Source organism: Streptomyces sp. NPDC101110, assembly GCF_044759525.1.
In the GTDB taxonomy this organism is placed as follows: domain Bacteria; phylum Actinomycetota; class Actinomycetes; order Streptomycetales; family Streptomycetaceae; genus Streptomyces.
The window spans coordinates 259,381-276,676 of the sequence record NZ_JBIVZM010000011.1 but is presented as its reverse complement, the minus strand read 5'-3'; the positions used below and the strand labels follow the sequence as shown (position 1 = coordinate 276,676).

Sequence of the window (17,296 nt, the reverse complement as noted above, 5' to 3'; positions counted from 1 at the left end):
TCATCGCTGGGCGGTCAGCGCCCACATTCAGGCGGGTACGACTGCAGATGGTGTGGCACGACGTGGTTGAGCGCGAGGCCCCGGCCACGGTGGCCGTCTGCGTCCAGCCCCGCCTCCTGCCGGCACCCACGCCGTACGCATCCTGCGGCGCGCCTGCTTCGAACGGTAAGTGCAGCGCTTGGAGCCGGGGCAGCAGGGTGTGGGTATGAGTGCCCCAGTGCCCATTAATGGCGCGTACGCAGTCATGCGATCGGGCGCACACAGCCGTCTTCGCCCCGGGTCGCCGACCCTGAGATGCAGCGTGGTCAAGGTATGGGCGGCCAGTTCCTCGGCGGACCAGTTCGCACAGGTGCGAGGTAGGACCACGCCGCCCGATGCCCGCTTGCAACGTGCGAGAGGCCTTCAGGTGCCCCGCCAACCTCGCGTTGCAGCGCCCGTCGGGCAGTTCCGACAGGTGGGTCCGGTGAGTTCGAGAGCATGACACCGTCCCGCTCGGTTCCGGCCTACGGGGCGACCTCCCGCCCGCTGTGTCATCATCAGCGGCTCAACGTGTAACCCGCAGGCGATTCGGCGTAATACGACGAAAGATGCCGTAACCCGGACCGAGCATCCGGTGGTGAACCCAGGCGTTGCGCCGACAAGGGGCCCGGGGCTTGGCAATCGCCAGGGTGGTGTGGAAAGTTGAGCCACGTCAGCAGCAGGCAGCGACAACGCCGGGCACGGATCGCCCTCGATCTCACATCGTGCCGGCGTGCGAGCGCGGGCGAGGCGCTCACCAATCGCGTGCGGCTGATCGGTCCGGCCGGTCGGAGGCGGATGCTTCCGTCCGCGTGCCTGCTTCGTCCAACCCAGTGCTGCGGCTCTGATGTGACGCCCGCGACCGACGGTGTCGCCACTGCTGACCGCAGGGTAGGTGATCGGTTCCTCATCGACGGGTCACCGCTGGAGAACGTTGGCTCTCGCTGAAGGGTTCGGCCATGAAACACGGGGCACACCTCACCCTCCTGCGCACCTTCCTGTGGGTGTACAGGTGCCGGGGCGTCGCGAGAGCCGCAGGCCTGCTCGGGCTGTCTCAGCCGGCCGTCTCGCGTCATCTGCAGAGTCTGGAGAGCCTCATGGGGCGAACGCTCTTCGAACGCATGGGGCGGGGAGTGGCTCCCACCCAGACCGCGCACCTGCTGGCGGCACGGATTGCGACGCATCTCGACGCCCTGGAGAAGGCGGCCGAGGCATTGACTCCGGCTGCCACGGACGCTCCCGTGCTTCTGGGGGCGCCGAGTGACCTGCTGTCCATCCATCTGGTGCCCCGGTTGTCCCCACTGCTGGACAGCGGGATGGAGGTGCACTGCAGGATCGGTCAGGCCTCAGAGCTCACCCGGGCATTACTCCATGGCGATCTGGACCTCGTCGTCATGACGGAGGTCGAGCAGGACCTTCTCGGGCAGCTAGCCCTGCGGCGCCTGTGCGAGGAGGAGTTCGTCCTGGTGGGTCGTGTCGGTGAGGCCCCTTATCAGGTCGGTGACGACCCACGGCGCTTTGTCGGTTACTCTCCTGCCATGCCCATGGCGCGCCACTACTTCCGGACGTGCTGGCGTGCTCAACCGCCCGTGCCCGCTCTGACCGTCGCCGACCTGCGCGCCGTGGTGTCGGCCGTCGAAGCCGGGTGCGGGCTCGGCGTCGTGCCCCGGTACGTTGCGCAGGAGGCGCTCGACGCCGGCCGGTTGAGTGTGCTGCACACGCCGTCCGCCCCCGTACTCAACTCTGTTTTCGTAGCCGCGCGTCTGGGTCGGGAGGACATTGCCCGTCTCCGAGCCGTCCTCGACCTGCTCTGCCCGGCTGATTGAGCATAGGCAGCCTCACCGCACGCGCGCCGCCTGTGCTCGGTCTGGTGCGCCGCCTGTCCGTGCGGCACACCGCACACGCGCAACGGACTCGTCGGCGGCGGCCCCGCGGTGCACTGACGGACGCGTCGCCGAAGACATCGCACGTCTTCAGCACAAGCGTTCCCACCCCGACTCCCCCTGGCCCCTTGGACGCGCCAGAGGCGCCGGTGGCATGCCTGGCTGCAAGCCCTTACTGGAGCCGGGCAGGGGGTGTGAGGTATTCATAATCATTGCGAGAACCATCCAGTAACGTAAGCCACACCATCGAGGAAGGGTCACTGTGGCCGAGATGCACGACGACACCACTGATCTCAAGCCGTTGTACGCCGCCCGGCTGGCGGAAGACCTGGAACGCAACGTTCAAGAGCAGGAGCGCGTCGCACGCGAGGTAGCGCAGATGCACGAGAGGCTGGAGGCGTTGCGGCACAATCATGCGCTTCTGGTCAGCATGCAGCAGGCTCTCGGTGACATGGAGATGACGGCGACAGGTTCTTCGCCCGGCGCTCAGGCGCCGGTCCCGCACCAGGCTTCGGGGCAGCCTGCGGCGCCGGCCGGCAAGTCACCCACCGCGACCCGGACGTCGTCGGCGACCGGCTCCGGCAAGTCAGTCGGCGGGGCGGTTCCTACTCTCCGCGACCTCGTGGTCCGTCATCTCCAGGAGGCGGGCGAACCCCGCTCGGCCTTGGACGTCACCGCCGCCCTGACTCAGCAGCACCCCGACCGCCACCTGAAGATCACTGTGGTGCGGAGCACCCTAGAGGCCATGGTGGCCAAGGGGCACGTACGCCGGAACAAGCAGGGCAAGTCCGTCTTCTACTCGGCGGACGTCCACGCGAACACCCGTAACCGGACGGCCCCGGTCTGACGAGTGAATTGGACGTCTCAACGGCGGTGTTCCTGGTCGTCAGGCAGGAGCCGCTCGCGTAGTGCTGTCAACTGGTGCGAGGTCTCCACGGCACGGGTCTCGTCGATCGTGGCGAGCGCGAGCAGCAGTGCGTCCGCAACGACGAGACCGGTCAGCCCCTCGTTGGTGATACCCGTGGCGGTGTGCGGTGCGATGAGGACGCCCTCCACACGGTCCTGGAAGGCATCCCCCAGTTCGTCAGTCACGAACACCACCTTGGCACCGACGGAGCGAGCGCTTTCGACGATGACATCCAGTTCGCGCAGCAGTCTCCCGGGTTGGAAGACGACGACAGCGTCCCCGTGGCGCAGGGCGAGCAAGGGGTCGGCGAGGGCGAACCCGGTCTCTCCGCTGAACCTGGCCGGCCGCCCCATCCGGTTGAGTGCCCGCGCGAGATGGCGTGCGGCGATCTCGCACGCGGCCGCGCCGTAGCAGAGCACCTCGCCCGCGGAGGCGAGCACGGTCACCACGGCTTGCAGATTCTCAACGGAGTTGAGTTCCCGGCACCGGTCGATGCGTTCGCGCGTCTCCTCGAAGACGTCGTTCCAGATGCCGTTGAGGTCCTTGCCGACGTGGGCGATGCGCTGTTGGAGGCGCACCTCGGGGGCGACAGACGAAGTGAAGTCGGCGGCGAGTTCGTGCTTGAGCGCTGGGAGGCCGGCGTACCCGAGCCGTTGCAGCGTGCGTACGACAGTGGCATTACTGGTGCCGCTGACCCCCGCAAGCTGTTGTGCACTGGCGAAGACGAGTTGCTCCGGCGGCGCGGTGGCAAGGTGACGGGCCACGGTGCGTTCGGCGGAGGACAACTGTTCCCAGTGACCGCGCACAGCCGCGCGCAGCCGCGTGAGCCCTCCGGGGGCCCCGCCGCTGACCGGGTTCCTGACGGCGTCTTTCGACGCATCCGAGTCCATCACCACCACCTTCGGAATGCCATTTCCAGCGCCTCGCCTGATTGAAACGCATGGTACAGCATGCGGACAGCAGTGAAACCCGACTCCAGGCTGCCACTTGGGAACGACCAGGACATACATGCCGATGTCTCCCGTAGTAGCAGGGTCAGCCGGATCCTCGCCGGGCCCGCCGCGGTGCGCATTGCCTCATTTCGGAGTCTGAGCAGATTCGGTCATCCTTGATCGGACTCATGCCGACCTCCTTGCTGCACCACCAGGGGCGAGCAGGCCGGCTGCGGGCACGGCTCGTGCGGCGAACCGCAGCCGCGTCCCCCCGGATGCGGAGCCATGAACATCTTCAGCACCGCCCAACGCCCCTTCTGCAACACCGGCATGGGTACGCAGGGAAGGGGTGCTGCGGGACCCGCATGGCCATCGACCCACCCGTATCTGCAACCGGGAGGCCACCGGCTCAATCAAATGCCCTTAGGCTGATCCATTGGTATAAATGCAGCGGCCGGGAGAGGCCGCGACAGGGCCGACGGACGAGGAGAACGCGCCATGCCCGTGGACGAGCTCGACACCCGCATCCTGCGACTGCTGCTGGAGCAGCCGCGCACGAGCGTGCGCGAGTACGCCCGGATCCTGGGCGTCGCCCGCGGCACGCTCCAGGCCCGGCTCGACCGGCTGGAGCGCGACGGCGTGATCACCGGTACGGCACCGGCCCTCTCCCCCGCCGCGCTCGGGCACCCGGTGCTGGCGTTCGTGCACATCGAGGTCACCCAGGGCCATCTCGACGACGTGGGTGACGCACTGGCGGCGGTGCCGGAGATCGTGGAGGCGTTCTCGATCACGGGCGGCGGGGATCTGCTGGCCCGGGTGGTGGCGCGGGACAACGCACATCTGGAGGACGTCGTCCAGAAGCTCATCAGCATGCCCGGCGTTGTACGCACCCGTACCGAGGTCGCCCTGCGCGAGCGCGTCTCCCACCGGCTGCTGCCGCTGGTGGAGTCGATCGGGCGCTCGGCCCGCGGATGATCTTTGAGATCATGGCCGCATGAGCGAGCTCCGCGGCATGTCGGTCATCTTCGACCTCGACGGAACACTCGTGGACAGCGAGCCGAACTACTACGAGGCGGGCCGCCGGACGCTCGCCCAGTACGGAGTCGCGGACTTCACCTGGGCGGATCACGAGCGGTACGTCGGCATCAGCACCCAGGAGACGGTCGCGGAGTGGAGGGACCGCTACGGTCTGCGCGCCCCGGTCGAGGAGCTGCTCGCCGTGAAGAACCGCCACTACCTGGGGCTGGTCCGCAGCGCCACTCGCGCCTACCCGCAGATGCGCACGTTCGTCGAATTGCTGGCGACCGAGGGCGTATCCATGGCCGTGGCCTCGGGCTCGTCGCCGGAAGCCATCACGGCTGTGCTGAGCGGCACCGGGCTGGACGCGCACCTGCACACCGTGGTCTCCGCCGACGAGGTCGCACACGGCAAGCCGGCTCCGGACGTCTTCCTGGAGGCGGCCCGCAGGCTCGGCGCCGCCCCGTCCGACTGCGTCGTACTGGAGGACGCGGCTCCGGGTGCCGCCGCCGCCCACGCCGCCGGGATGCGCTGCATCGCGATCCCGTACGTCCCGGACCAGGCGGGGGCGCCGGAGTTCGCGACTGCGGGGCTGCTCCTGCCGGGCGGTCAGGCGCAGTTCACGGCACGGTCCGCGTACGAGTGGCTGGTGAATTCGGCCGATCCGTCCTGATCTTGTCGGGCACGGCACGTCCGTGGACTCCTTCGGACGGGGTGTGCGAACTTTTTTGCGGCAGGGATGATTGTTTCGCCTCCGGCGTCCGTACCTCTGGGTGTTGGGCCGTTCATATCCCAGGAGGCACGATGCGCATCTCGCGCAGCACGGCAGGAACCGCGTTCGTGGGCGGTGCGTTGATCCTTACGCTCACCGCGCTCGCCTACCCCAGCATGCTGGGCGTGCAGAACTCGGCTTCCGGCCAGGACCGCATCATCGCCAACACGCAGTGGGGTCCGCTGACCGAGGCGGACCGCGACTTCGTGGTGCGCGTGCGCGCGGCCGGACTGTGGGAGTACCCGCTGGGTCAGCTGATCAAGGAGCGGAGCACCTCGCCGGAGATGAAGGAAGTCTCCAAGCACCTGCTCGTGGGGCACGGCCGGCTCGACGCGGGCTGCCGCAAGATCTCCACCGACCTGGGCATCACCCTGCCGAACGAGCCGTCGCCGCAGCAGCAGCAGTTCGTGGCGACGGCCGAGGGCAGCACCGGCAGGGAGTTCGAGTCCACGGCCGTCACCATCATGCGCGTCGCGCACGGGGGCATCTTCCCGACGATCGCCAAGATCCGGGCGACCACCCGGAACAGCCTCGTGCGGGAGCTCGCCGACACCACCAACGACACCGTGCTCGACCACATCACGGTCCTGGAGAAGACCGGCCTGATCAACCAGGAGCAGGTCAGCTTCCAGATCACCGCCCCGCCCAAGCTGCCCCAGGACCAGACGACCCCGCCGCCTCCGCAGCAGGGCGCGCCGGTCCGGGTCCTGCCGATCCCCGAGGACCTGAAGGACTTCCAGACGGTCGCCCCGAATCCGTCCTACGGAGCGCCGGCACCGTCTCCGTCGGCCGGCGGCTGAGCGGGTACGGGTCCGCATCAGGGTCTTGGGTACGGGTACGGGTCTGCGGTCCGTCCGCCGACCCGTACCCCTCACGCACCTTGGCCGCCCTGACCAGGCCGCCACGCACGACAGCCGGCGCAGGCGTCCGGAACAGCGGCCGTCGCGGATACGACGCACACCGCCCGGCCCCCGGCGCTACGAGCGGCGGCCGGGCCTGCCGCGCCGTTCGCCCTTGGGGCCGCCGCGGCCGCTCTTGCCGGTGCGCTTCCCCCCGGCCGACTTCCCGGACGCCGACTTCCCGGCCGCCGACTTGCCGGGCACCTGCTTGCGCCGGGTGCCGCCCCGGCCCGCGTCCGTGGACCTGCCCTCGGCCGGGGGCTGCTGACGGCCCCGGGTGCTGTTGACCGTACGGCCGCGGACGATGCCGATGAAGTCCTCCACCTGATCCGTCTTCGCGTCCTCGGGCCAGGCGAGGGCGACGCTCGACTCGGGGGCGTCCGTGAGGGGCCGGTGGGTGAGGTCCTTGCGGTGGTACAGGCGGGCCAGTGACAGCGGGACGGCGAGGACGCCGATGCCCGCCGCGACCAGTTCCACGGCGTCGGCGGTGGTGGCCGGCCGTTCGAGGGCGGGGCGGCCGGGGAGGCTCTCCCAGTCGACGACGTCGTCGAGGGGGTGCAGCACGATGTCGTCGGCCAGGTCGTCCGGCGTCACCTCGTCGACGGCCGTGACCAGGTGGTCCTTCGGCACCACGACGACCGTCTGCTCGGTGTAGAGGGGGATCGCGCTGAAGACCTCGCGGTCCACGGGCGTACGGACGAGACCCGCGTCGGCCTCGCCGTCCAGCAGCCGCCCGGCCGCCGCCCCGGCGGGAACCTGCGTGAGGATCAGCGGGACGTCGGGCTGCCGCTCGTTCCAGATGCGTACCCACTTGTCGGGCATCACCCCGGGGACGTAGGCGAGCCGGAACGAGGGGGTTTCATCCGAGCCTGTCACCTCGCCAGGTTACCGGGCGTGGTCAGGGGTCGTGCACACGCTCGATACCCTGGGAGTCATGACGTCGCACCAGAGCACCCAGACGATGAAGCCCGCGACCGCGGCGAAGAAACTGGGTGTGTACCTCGAGGCCACACCCGCCGAGTTCCGGGAGGGTGTCGTCTCGCGTGCCGAGCTGAACGAACTCCAGACGAACCCGCCGCAGTGGCTGCGGGAGTTGCGGCAGAACGGCCCGCACCCCCGCCCGGTGGTCGCCGCGAAGCTCGGCGTCTCCATCGCCGGTCTCGCCCGCGCCGGTGTCACCGAGCCCCTCACCACCGAGCAGATCGAGGCACTGAAGCAGGAGGGCCCCGACTGGCTTGAGCGGGAACGCGCCACTCAGGCGGAGGTCCGCAAGGAAACGGCCCGGATCAAGAAGAAGAACGCCGAACGTCAGGCCTGACCGCCGCACCCCCTCGTTTTCGGACGGCCCTCACCGGATGAACCGGTGGGGGCCGTCGCTGTTTCCTCGGTGTTCCCGGGCGTCGTGTGGCATCGGTGAAATCCTTCGGCCATGTCTTGACATGGCGAGGAGGCGATCCTCAGCTTGGCCGATCATTTGGATTCGTGAAGCACGTTCATGAATATGAACGAAACCACCCTCGGGGCTCCTGTTCGGAACGGCCGCCTGCGGCTCCGGTTCCGGCAGCGCCCGGGCCGGTGACCCGAACAGCCTGGAGGTGTGGACCCGAAGCGATCCGGAGTCCGCCAAGACCTACGACCGCGTGTTCGCGGCCTTCACCAAGAAGACCGGCACCAAGATCGACTTCCAGCCGGTCATGAACTTCGACCAGCAGCTCCAGAGCCGCGCCTCCGTCAAGGACCTGCCGGACGTCATGATCAACGACACGGCCCTGATGGGCAGTTACCAGGCCCAGGGGCTGCTCGAGCCCGTCACCCCGGCCTCGATATCCGGTCATGACGAGATCACCGCCAAGTCCTGGTCGTCCACGGTCGACCTCGACGTACGTCGACTCGGGGATGCGTGCCCGGGACGACACCGGCTACATGCGGCGGGTCCAGCCGGAGTACGAGCTGAAGCTCCCCCGCTGGTGACAGTCGTACGGGACGTATACGAAGTCGATCGCGATTGTCCGGGACGTGCCACCGGTTGCCTTCTTTTCGACCGGGACCGGGACGCCCCAAACGCCACACCGCGCCACCCCTTCCGGCCCGTAGAAATATCTACCAGCATGGCTACGGCCGGGCGGCACGCGGACCCCGCGGGCCACCGGCCGTGTCCAGCGCGCGCCCGACCGCGGCGCCACCGACTGTGCCTGGGGTGGCCATGCAGAGCGTCATGTGGAAGCAAGCCGTCGAGTGGCTGGCAGCGGCCGCCACGGACCCCCAGGAGTGCAAGCGGGAGTGGGACTACGGCGCGGGGACGATGCTCGTGGAGGCCGGGCGCTACTGGGACGTGCTCAGCGTCCCCGACCGGCTCGGCCTGCTCGCGCTGGACATACTGTGGCGTGATCCGCTGAAGGTGCCCGGCCCCACCCTGGTGGACTGTGCCGCCCGCAGAGTGGGGTTCTTCCTGCCGCCCGATCCGGTCAGCGAGTGGGTCGGTTTCGGTGTACGGCACGTGGGCCGGGGCTCCTGGATCGCCGTGCCGCCGCCGTACCGGCCCGCCGGACGGCTGGAGTGGCTCGTCCCGCCGGACGGTACCGGTGCCCTGCACACTGCCGTCACGCTCGAGTCGGCCCTGAGAGAGGCCAGCGGAACCCTCGCGGTGCTCGCGCCGGTCAGCGCGGAGCCGGTGGTGACGGACGGCTGGTGAGACGGGGGCCGGACGGCGACCCCGCCACCCCGGAGAGCCGGCCGGACGCGGGTCGGGCGCCGGACGAGGGCGCTGCCGTCCCCGGGTGGCGGCCGGAGCCCGGGCGGGCGCCGGCCGCAGCGGCCGGACCCGGATGCCGGCCGGCGGGCGGGCGCATGTGACGGCCGGCGGTCCACGTGGTGGCCGCGGCCCAGGTCTCGCTCTCGGCCGGCGCGGCGAAGGACACCCACTGGCCGTCGCGGTGATCCGGGACCGTGTGGCCCTGTGCCTCCCACTCCGCGACCAGAGCCGCATAGATCGGCGGATGTCCCGCGTATCCGCTGGTGAGTTCGGCGTACGAGCGGGGTGCGGCGTCGTTCCCCGGAAGGCGCCGCGCCGTCTCCGTGCTGTCCATGCCAGGGGAACGCGGAGCCACGCGGCGCCGGTACGCGGGCCGAGCCCCGTCCGTCGGGTCGAGTGAACCCGTCACCCGGACGGCGGAACCCGGGCACCGGACAAACATCCAATCGGGATTCGCCCGTTCAGACAGTCTCACCCGGGTCCGACGGAATTCTCGACCGGGACCGGCACCTCCGGTAACACTGACCTGACGCCGAGAATCCGGTACGACGGCAGGGAGAGGCCATGTCACAGCGCCCTGAGCTCACGCGGCGCAGGGCCGTGCTGGAGCACGAGTGGTCCCGCTGGGTACCGCGGCTGAGCGTGCCGGGCACGCGGCCCGGCGGCACCGCGACGCTGCGCCACGAGGTGACCGAGTCCTGGGCCCGTTCACTGGGCAGCGTGGACCCCGCCCGGGACAGCGCCCCCGTCACCGACGGCGGCCGGGTGCATCAGCGCTGGACGTCCTCACCGCTGTACAAGCCGGTCTCCGCGCTCGCCGGGGAGCTGCACAGCATCGCCGAGGACGCCGGGTTCGTCACGGCGGTCACCGACGAGTCGGGCACCATCCTGTGGACCTGCGGCGGCGCGACCATGCGCCGCAGGGCCGAGCGGGTCAACTTCGCCCCGGGCGGCCGCTGGGACGAGCAGGCCATGGGCACCAACGCCCTGTCCCTCGCCCTGCGGACCGGCCGCCCCAGCTCCGTCTTCTCGGCCGAGCACCTGGTGTCGGCCCTGCACGGCTGGGTCTGCTACTGCGCACCCGTGCGCGGCGGCGACGGACGGGTCCTCGGCGTGCTGGACCTGTCGACGACCTGGGACCGCTCGCACCCCCTGGCCATGGCCACCGTCCGCACCCTCGTGTCGACGATCGAGGCCCGTCTGACCGCCGAGGTGTCCCCTCCGGCCCGGCTGCGGATCACGTGCCTGGGCTCCGAGCAGGTCCTGCACGAGACACGGCCACTCCCCCTGCGCCCCCGGCAGTTGGAGATCCTCACCCTCCTCGCCCTCGAACCCGGGGGCTTCTCACCGCAACGGCTGCGCGCGGCACTGTACGGCGACCGGCCGGTGACCGCGTCCACCTTCAAGGCGGAGATCTCCCACCTGCGCCGGGCTCTGGGCGGGGCGATATCGGCCCGCCACTACGCCCTCACCACACCCGTGTCCTGCGACGCCGCCGACGTCCTGCGCGCGCTGGAGCGGGGCGACACGGACACCGCTCTGGGCCACTACGGCGGCCCGCTCCTGCCGCGCTCCGAGGCCCCCGGCATCGAGGAGTGGCGCACCCGTCTCGACGTGGCGGTACGCGAGGCCGTGCTGGCGAGCACCCGCCCGGACCACGCCCTGCGCTACGGCGAACGGGCCCCGTACGACGCGGAGGTCCACGAGCACGCACTGCGGCTGCTCGGCCCGGACGACATGCGCCGCGCGATCGCGAGAGGCCGGCTGACGGCGTCCCTGCGCGACTGACGTCCGCGTCCGGCGGCGCCAACCTTGCGCCAACCTCCCGGGAGCACAGTGAGGGACGTCGCAACCCGCCCCGTCCTTCACCGAGGAGAGCCGCCATGGTGTACGCGCAGCCAGGAACCGAGGGAAGCATCGTCTCCTTCGCCCGTCGCTACGACAACTTCATCGACGGCGGCTGGACGGCGCCGGTCGAGGGCCGCTACTTCGAGAACCCGACGCCGGTGACCGGCAAGGCCTTCTGCGAGGTCGCCCGTTCGACCGCGGCCGATGTCGAGCTCGCCCTGGACGCCGCGCACCGGGCCGCCGACCGGTGGGGCCGCACGTCCACGGCGGAACGCGCGAACGTCCTGAACCGGATCGCGGACCGCATCGAGGAGAACCTGGAGAAGATCGCGGTCGCCGAGACCTGGGAGAACGGCAAGCCGGTCCGCGAGACCCTGGCCGCCGACATCCCGCTGGCCGTGGACCACTTCCGGTACTTCGCCGGAGTCGTCCGCGCCCAGGAGGGCAGCATCGCGGAGATCGACGCCGACACCGTCGCGTACCACTTCCACGAGCCGCTGGGTGTGGTCGGGCAGATCATCCCGTGGAACTTCCCCGTCCTCATGGCCACGTGGAAGCTCGCACCCGCGCTGGCCGCGGGCAACTGTGTCGTCATCAAACCGGCCGAGCAGACTCCGGTCAGCCTGCTCTACGTCATCGACCTGATCGCCGACCTGCTCCCGCCGGGCGTGGTCAACGTCGTCAACGGCTTCGGGGTGGAGGCCGGCAAGCCGCTGGCGTCCAGCCCGCGGGTGGCGAAGGTGGCTTTCACCGGGGAGACGTCCACGGGCCGGCTGATCATGCAGTACGCGAGCGAGAACATCATCCCGGTCACCCTGGAGCTGGGCGGCAAGAGCCCGAACATCTTCCTGCCCGACGTCATGGCCGCGGACGACGACTTCCTGGACAAGGCGATCGAAGGCTTCGTGATGTTCGCCCTCAACCAGGGCGAGGTCTGCACCTGTCCCTCCCGCGCGCTGATCCCCTCCTCCATCTATGACGAATTCATGGCCCGTTGCGTCGAACGCACCCGGGCGATCGTCGGCGGCGACCCTCTGGACCCGGCGACCATGATCGGCGCGCAGGCGAGCAACGACCAGTACGAGAAGATCCTCTCCTACCTCGACATCGGCAGGAAGGAGGGCGCCGAGGTCGTCACGGGCGGCAGCCCGCGCGCGGTGCCGGGCCTGGAGGGCGGCTACTACATCGAGCCGACCATCTTCCGCGGCACCAACGACATGCGGATCTTCCAGGAGGAGATCTTCGGTCCGGTCGTCTCGGTCACGACGTACGACTCGGTCGACGAGGCCCTGAAGATCGCCAACGACACGCTGTACGGCCTCGGAGCCGGCGTCTGGACCCGCGACGGCAACGCGGCCTACCGCCTGGGCCGCGAGATCAAGGCGGGCCGCGTCTGGACCAACTGCTACCACGCGTACCCGGCCCACGCGGCGTTCGGCGGCTACAAGAAGTCGGGGATTGGGCGCGAGACGCACAAGATGATGCTCGACCACTATCAGCAGACGAAGAACCTTCTGGTGTCGTACTCGGCGAAGCGATTGGGCTTCTTCTAGGCGCGCAGCAAGGGAGTCTGACGGGACAGACACCCGCGGGCGCCCTTCTCGTGCACACCGTGCGCGGTCGCGGCCCGCGTCGCGGCGACCGTCACGGGGCCTCGAACAACACGGCCTGGTTCTTGCCCGCGGTCTTGGCCCGGTACAGGGCGATGTCGGCGTCCCGCAGCGCTTCGGCCGGGGTGGTCGGCCTGGTGATGCTCCGCGCTCCGATGCTCGTCGTCACGCGGACCGAGTGGCCGCGGTCGAGGATGAAGGAGTCCATGAAGGAGTCGAGGATCCGCATGGTGTAGTCGTACAGCGTGCCGGCGTCCACGCCTTCGGCGAGGAGGGCGAATTCGTCCCCGCCGATCCTGGCGACCGTGTCCTGCTCACGGACCCTGGTGGTCAGCCGCCGGGCGACGTCGACGAGCAGTTCGTCGCCGGACGGGTGGCCCAGGGTGTCGTTGACCTCCTTGAAGCCGTCGAGGTCGAGCATCAGCAGCGCGGCGGGGCACGATGCGGTGCACCGGCTGAGAGCGGACTCGAGACGCTGGTTCAGCAGCGCCCTGTTGGCCAGCCCCGTCAGCGGGTCGTGGGTCGCCTGGTGGCTCAGCTGCTTCTGGAGCTCTTCCTGTTCCCGCAGTGATGCTGCGAGGTACTCGGCCTGTGTCCGGGCTTCGGTGGCCCTGCTCTGGGCGTACTGGGCCAGGAACGCGATGCGCAGCACCAGCAGCAGTGAAAGGGTCGCCAGCATGCCGACGATCACCGTGATGTTCGCGGGCTGGCCCCGGATGCCCCCGACGTTGGCCAGCACGATCAACGGCCCCACCAGGATGAGCGCGATCAGGATCGACAGTCGCTTCCGGGGCATCCTTTCCTTGCCGTCCGACAGGTTCGCCGGCCAGCCGGCGGACGGGTGCAGCGCCGCAATCCCCAGCAGGAGGGACGACACCATCCAGCCCACTTCGGACACGTCCTCCGCGATCGCGGTCCCGGTCGTGGCCATCGTTCCGTAGTAGAGACCGTCGGCGGCGAGGAGGACCAGCAGCCATCCGCTGCACAGGAGAATCGAGGGGGTGCGTTTGCCGGTGGTGAGCATCAACCGTGCGGCCACGCACAACAGCACCAGGTCGGCGACGGGATAGGCCACCGACACCACGAGCTGCCACGCCGACAGCTCGCTGCGCAGGTAGGGGGCGATGATGAACGCCCACGCCAGGATTGCGAACCCCAGCGTGACGATTCCCGCGTCGAGCCACCCCGCCCAGTGCAGACGGCCGGTGTGCTGCCGGGCCAACGTCACCAGCCCCGCGGCGAACAACAGGTAGCTGCCCAGGTAGAGGAGGTCGGCCACACCCGGGAACGGAACCTCCGCGTCGCGGACCTGGTAGAGGCCCCAGATCGCGTCCGCGGCCGCGAACGGTGCCATGGCCGCGGCGAAGAGGAGCCAGGGAAGGATGGATGGCGGCCTGTTCCTGATCACTCCCCATGCGATCGCGAAGACGACCGAGGCGGCGATCAGTACGGGCAGCATGTAGCGCGCCGTGGAGGAGGTGACCAGATAGACGGTGATCAGCACGGCCCCTGCTGCCGCATACATCCAGGCCGTCGCGTCACGGCGGACGGGCAACAGGACTTGAAGCTTGCCCACAGGCTCTCCTTCCCTCCGGCACGTACGCCCGCCAGGGGGGCGATATCCGAGCGGCTCGTCAGCCGGGTTCGTGGCCTGGAGGGTGGTGGGAGCGCACTGTGTCGAGGGCGCGACAAGTCCGGTCGAGTTCGTCCTGGAGTCGGGGAGCGGTCTCGGCCAGTGAGGCAGGCTCTCCGGACCGCGCGTGCTCTTCCAGCTCCTGGCAGCAGGCGGCGAGGCCCACGGCGCCGATGTTCCCCGCGGCGCCTCTGAGGCTGTGGGCCTGGTCCGCGATCTCCTGCGCGTCGTGGCGGCCGAGCGCGTGGAAGAGCGCGCTGGTCATCTCGGGGGCCCGGACGAGGAAGTGGTCCACCAGCCTGTCGACCAGTTGGTGCTCGGCCGGGGTGCCGGCACCGCGCAGTTCGTCCAGTCGCTGCTCGATGGAGGTCCGCAGGTCGTCGCTGCCCGCCCGTGGGGGGGTGGGGTGGACCCAGCGCGCGAGTGCCTGTTCCAGCTCGTCGGCGTTGACGGGTTTGGAGACGTAGTCGTCCATGCCCGCGGCCAGGCACCGGTCCCGGTCCTCGGCGAGGGCACCGGCGGTCATGGCGATCACCGGCAGGTGCCCGTGGTCCCCTTCCCGGCGGCGCAGTTCACGGGTGGCGGTGTAGCCGTCCATCCGAGGCATCTGACAGTCCATCAGCACGGCCTGATAGCTGTGCTCTTGAGTCATGAGCAGGGCTTGGGCGCCGTCGGCGGCGATGTCCGTGCTGTAACCGAGCCGGGTGAGCAGTCCCTGGGCCACCATCTGGTTGATCTCGTTGTCCTCGACCAGCAGGAGATGGCCCCGGTGAGTGTGCTGGGGCGCGGTGGCGGTGGGAGTCTGCACTGCCGGAGCCGTCGTGGCCACCGGCGATGTCCGGGTGGCGAGTTCGACCAGGGCGTCCAGGAGTTGGGATTGATGGACGGGCTTGGACAGGCTGCGGGCGATGCCGGCCGCATGCAGCTCGGCGGCGGGCGGCTGGGGGCCGGAGGTGAGGAGCAGCAGATGGACGCGGGCGAAGTTCTGGTCGGTGGTGATGCGCCGGGCGAGTTCCAGCCCGTCCATGTCGGGCATATACATGTCGATGATGGCAAGGGTGAAGGGACGGCCCGCGGCCTCCGCCTCGTGCAGGGCCACCAGGGCCTGGGGGCCACCGGCGACCATGGTCGGCCCGATGTGCCATCTGCGCAGCTGCGCGTCGAGGATCAGCCGGTTGGTGTCGTTGTCGTCGACGACGAGGACCCGCATCCCGCGAAGGATGTCGGGGTGCGGCGGGACCGGTGGCGGTTCGGGGGCGTCGGGGGCGCGAACCGGCACGCAGAAGGAGAAGGTGCTGCCGTGGCCGGGCCGGCTGGTGACGCCGATGGATCCCCCCATGGCCTCGGTGATCCTGCGGCAGATGGCCAGCCCCAGACCGGTGCCGCCGTAGCGGCGGGTGGTGGAGGCGTCGGCCTGGGAGAAGGCGTCGAACATCCGCTCCTGATCGGCCGCGGCGATGCCGATGCCGGTGTCGGCCACCTCGAACCGCAGCCATGGCGCCTGCTCTGCGGGTGGCCTGGCCGGTGCCGGGCTGACACGGAGCACGACCTCGCCGGACTCGGTGAACTTCACCGCGTTGGACGCCAGATTGAGCAGGATCTGCCGCAGCCGGCCGGAGTCCGCGAGAACCATCGCGGGCAGGTCGGGGTGGCAGTCGCTGAGCAGTTCCAGACCCTCGGCCTGCGCGGTCTGCGCCACCAGCGAGACGACCTCCTCCACCAGCACCTGCGGGCTGAAGGGGACCTCGTCCAGCTCGAGCTTGCCGGCTTCCAGCTTGGAGAAGTCGAGGATGTCGTTGATCAGTGTCAGCAGCGCCGTGCCGGCGGCATGGATGCCCTCGGTGTAGCGCCGCTGCTCGGCATTCTGTTCGGTGCCCAGCAGCAGCTCGCTCAGCCCGATGACGCCGTTCATGGGGGTGCGGATCTCGTGGCTCATGGAGGCCACGAACTGCGACTTCGCCTGGGACGCGGCGATCGCCTGGTCGCGGGCCTCCGCCAGAGCGGCTTCCGCGTGCTTGCGCTCGCTGATGTCCCGGATGAAGGCGTTGAAGCAGCGCGCCTTCGCCGACTTCAGCCTCCACACGGCCAGTTCGATCGGGATCTCGTGACCGTCGTGGTGACGGGCGGTGAGCTCGACCTGCCCACCCAGCACATGGGACTCTCCGCCGGCCAGCACCCGTTGCAGTCCGGCCCGGTGCGCGGCGTGGTACCGCTCGGGGATGATCGTGTCCGTCAGCGGACGCCCCATCGCCTCGTGGTGGCTGAATCCGAACAGCTTCTCAGCGCTGTGGTTCCAGTCGATGACCAGGCCGTCCTCGTCGATGGAGACGAAGGCGTCCCGGGCGGTCTCGATGACCGAGCGTGCCTGGTCCTGCAACAGCCGCAGCGCTTCCTCCCTGCGCCGCTGCCCTTCCGCCTCACGGATGAACCCGCGCACTTCGAGTGGCTCGCCCGAGGGGTCCCGCACCACCCAGCACGTCGTCTCCGTCCACATCGAGTGCCGGTCGGCATGCCTCAGACGCAGGCACACCGCCACCCGGCCGTCGCGGAGCAGATCGCGCTCGGCCCACTCGAATTCCTCCGCATCGGCCGGGTGGACCCAGGACTTGACCGAGGTCCCCACGATCTCCTCGGCCGGACGGCCCAGCAGTTCCTGCCCCGCGGCGGACACCTCCTGGTAGACGCCATCCAACGTCCGGCGGAAGACCATGTCCGGGGAGTTCTTGAGAAGCAGCCGAAACCGCTCCTCGTCGTCCGCCGCGTACTGTCTCGGCGTGGGTGTCGACTCCGGTTCCATCGTCCGCCTCCACGTGTCAGGCGCGACTACGAAGCGTGGCCGGGACCTTCGAACAGACCGGTCGCGACGGTTTCGGTGCGGCGCGTGCGATGACGGCGATCAAGCGATCCGCTCGTCGGACCTTTCCAGCAAAGAATGAAGCACAGAAGATCGCAAATCGGGCATTCAGAGGTTGAACGGGCTACGATCGGCCTGCTGTACCCAGGGTGAGCGGTCACCGGGGCCCGC

The 17,296-nt window shown here is 69.6% G+C and carries 15 protein-coding genes; 10 read left to right on the top strand and 5 right to left on the bottom strand.

The features are described from left to right. The first annotated feature begins 977 nt into the window (after positions 1-977). Together ACIQU3_RS25795 and ACIQU3_RS25790 are read left to right on the top strand one after the other, a co-directional pair. On the top strand, positions 978-1,844 hold the full coding sequence (locus ACIQU3_RS25795) for a LysR family transcriptional regulator (protein WP_403738586.1): 867 nt from the start codon (positions 978-980) through the stop codon (positions 1,842-1,844). A 328-nt stretch (positions 1,845-2,172) separates the two neighbouring features. Then, positions 2,173-2,748, top strand: a complete 576-nt coding sequence (locus ACIQU3_RS25790; protein WP_403738669.1) for a BlaI/MecI/CopY family transcriptional regulator — start codon at positions 2,173-2,175, stop codon at positions 2,746-2,748. 17 nt (positions 2,749-2,765) lie between these two features. On the opposite strand, the gene ACIQU3_RS25785 is transcribed toward ACIQU3_RS25790, so the two are convergent. Beyond that, entirely contained in the window at positions 2,766-3,698 is a 933-nt protein-coding gene (locus ACIQU3_RS25785) for a MurR/RpiR family transcriptional regulator (RefSeq protein ID WP_403927974.1), read from the bottom strand. A gap of 540 nt (positions 3,699-4,238) precedes the next feature. Between ACIQU3_RS25785 and ACIQU3_RS25780 the strand changes: the two genes are divergently transcribed. The 3 genes from ACIQU3_RS25780 (at position 4,239) to ACIQU3_RS25770 (ending at position 6,329) form a co-directional block, all read left to right on the top strand. Beyond that, positions 4,239-4,715, top strand: a complete 477-nt coding sequence (locus ACIQU3_RS25780) for an Lrp/AsnC family transcriptional regulator (RefSeq protein WP_403738580.1) — start codon at positions 4,239-4,241, stop codon at positions 4,713-4,715. Between the two features lie 19 nt (positions 4,716-4,734). Continuing rightward, positions 4,735-5,430 (top strand): HAD family hydrolase, encoded by a 696-nt coding sequence (locus tag ACIQU3_RS25775; RefSeq protein ID WP_403927946.1) that lies wholly within the window; start codon positions 4,735-4,737, stop codon positions 5,428-5,430. A gap of 131 nt (positions 5,431-5,561) precedes the next feature. Next, entirely contained in the window at positions 5,562-6,329 is a 768-nt protein-coding gene (locus tag ACIQU3_RS25770) for a DUF4142 domain-containing protein (RefSeq protein ID WP_403738573.1), read from the top strand. Positions 6,330-6,506: 177 nt separating this feature from the next. Here the strand turns inward: ACIQU3_RS25770 and ACIQU3_RS25765 are convergent, their stop codons facing one another. Then, entirely contained in the window at positions 6,507-7,304 is a 798-nt protein-coding gene (locus ACIQU3_RS25765) for a LysR family substrate-binding domain-containing protein (protein WP_403927943.1), read from the bottom strand. A gap of 58 nt (positions 7,305-7,362) precedes the next feature. On the opposite strand from ACIQU3_RS25765, the gene ACIQU3_RS25760 reads away from it, so the two are divergent. The 3 genes from ACIQU3_RS25760 (at position 7,363) to ACIQU3_RS25750 (ending at position 9,120) form a co-directional block, all read left to right on the top strand. Beyond that, the gene (locus ACIQU3_RS25760; RefSeq protein WP_403927941.1) at positions 7,363-7,746 is read left to right on the top strand and encodes a DUF5997 family protein; all 384 of its coding nucleotides are present in this window, start codon (positions 7,363-7,365) and stop codon (positions 7,744-7,746) included. A gap of 515 nt (positions 7,747-8,261) precedes the next feature. Continuing rightward, positions 8,262-8,399, top strand: coding sequence for a hypothetical protein (locus ACIQU3_RS25755; RefSeq protein WP_403927938.1), 138 nt, complete (start codon positions 8,262-8,264; stop codon positions 8,397-8,399). 232 nt (positions 8,400-8,631) lie between these two features. After that, positions 8,632-9,120, top strand: coding sequence for a hypothetical protein (locus ACIQU3_RS25750; protein ID WP_366718527.1), 489 nt, complete (start codon positions 8,632-8,634; stop codon positions 9,118-9,120). Here ACIQU3_RS25750 and ACIQU3_RS25745 read toward each other — a convergent pair. Beyond that, entirely contained in the window at positions 9,086-9,514 is a 429-nt protein-coding gene (locus ACIQU3_RS25745) for a hypothetical protein (protein ID WP_403927935.1), read from the bottom strand. The genes ACIQU3_RS25750 and ACIQU3_RS25745 overlap by 35 nt on opposite strands. Positions 9,515-9,744: 230 nt before the next feature. Here ACIQU3_RS25745 and ACIQU3_RS25740 point away from each other — a divergent pair, with 230 nt between their 5' ends. After that, positions 9,745-10,968, top strand: a complete 1,224-nt coding sequence (locus ACIQU3_RS25740; protein ID WP_403927932.1) for a GAF domain-containing protein — start codon at positions 9,745-9,747, stop codon at positions 10,966-10,968. A gap of 95 nt (positions 10,969-11,063) precedes the next feature. Next, on the top strand, positions 11,064-12,581 hold the full coding sequence (gene adh / locus ACIQU3_RS25735) for an aldehyde dehydrogenase (protein WP_403738556.1): 1,518 nt from the start codon (positions 11,064-11,066) through the stop codon (positions 12,579-12,581). 91 nt (positions 12,582-12,672) lie between these two features. On the opposite strand, the gene ACIQU3_RS25730 is transcribed toward adh, so the two are convergent. Together ACIQU3_RS25730 and ACIQU3_RS25725 are read right to left on the bottom strand one after the other, a co-directional pair. Beyond that, positions 12,673-14,214, bottom strand: coding sequence for a diguanylate cyclase domain-containing protein (locus tag ACIQU3_RS25730; RefSeq protein ID WP_403738553.1), 1,542 nt, complete (start codon positions 14,212-14,214; stop codon positions 12,673-12,675). A gap of 58 nt (positions 14,215-14,272) precedes the next feature. Further along, entirely contained in the window at positions 14,273-17,068 is a 2,796-nt protein-coding gene (locus tag ACIQU3_RS25725) for a response regulator (protein ID WP_403927929.1), read from the bottom strand. Between the last annotated feature and the right edge of the window lie 228 nt (positions 17,069-17,296).

Bases quoted from the DNA above. Each gene is read 5' to 3' on its own strand.
- ACIQU3_RS25795 (WP_403738586.1), top strand. From the start codon at position 978: ATGAAACACGGGGCACACCTCACCCTCCTGCGCACCTTCCTGTGGGTG.
- ACIQU3_RS25790 (WP_403738669.1), top strand. From the start codon at position 2,173: ATGCACGACGACACCACTGATCTCAAGCCGTTGTACGCCGCCCGGCTG.
- ACIQU3_RS25785 (WP_403927974.1), bottom strand. From the start codon at position 3,698: ATGGACTCGGATGCGTCGAAAGACGCCGTCAGGAACCCGGTCAGCGGC.
- ACIQU3_RS25780 (WP_403738580.1), top strand. From the start codon at position 4,239: ATGCCCGTGGACGAGCTCGACACCCGCATCCTGCGACTGCTGCTGGAG.
- ACIQU3_RS25775 (WP_403927946.1), top strand. From the start codon at position 4,735: ATGAGCGAGCTCCGCGGCATGTCGGTCATCTTCGACCTCGACGGAACA.
- ACIQU3_RS25770 (WP_403738573.1), top strand. From the start codon at position 5,562: ATGCGCATCTCGCGCAGCACGGCAGGAACCGCGTTCGTGGGCGGTGCG.
- ACIQU3_RS25760 (WP_403927941.1), top strand. From the start codon at position 7,363: ATGACGTCGCACCAGAGCACCCAGACGATGAAGCCCGCGACCGCGGCG.
- ACIQU3_RS25755 (WP_403927938.1), top strand. From the start codon at position 8,262: ATGACGAGATCACCGCCAAGTCCTGGTCGTCCACGGTCGACCTCGACG.
- ACIQU3_RS25750 (WP_366718527.1), top strand. From the start codon at position 8,632: ATGCAGAGCGTCATGTGGAAGCAAGCCGTCGAGTGGCTGGCAGCGGCC.
- ACIQU3_RS25745 (WP_403927935.1), bottom strand. From the start codon at position 9,514: ATGGACAGCACGGAGACGGCGCGGCGCCTTCCGGGGAACGACGCCGCA.
- ACIQU3_RS25740 (WP_403927932.1), top strand. From the start codon at position 9,745: ATGTCACAGCGCCCTGAGCTCACGCGGCGCAGGGCCGTGCTGGAGCAC.
- adh (WP_403738556.1), top strand. From the start codon at position 11,064: ATGGTGTACGCGCAGCCAGGAACCGAGGGAAGCATCGTCTCCTTCGCC.
- ACIQU3_RS25725 (WP_403927929.1), bottom strand. From the start codon at position 17,068: ATGGAACCGGAGTCGACACCCACGCCGAGACAGTACGCGGCGGACGAC.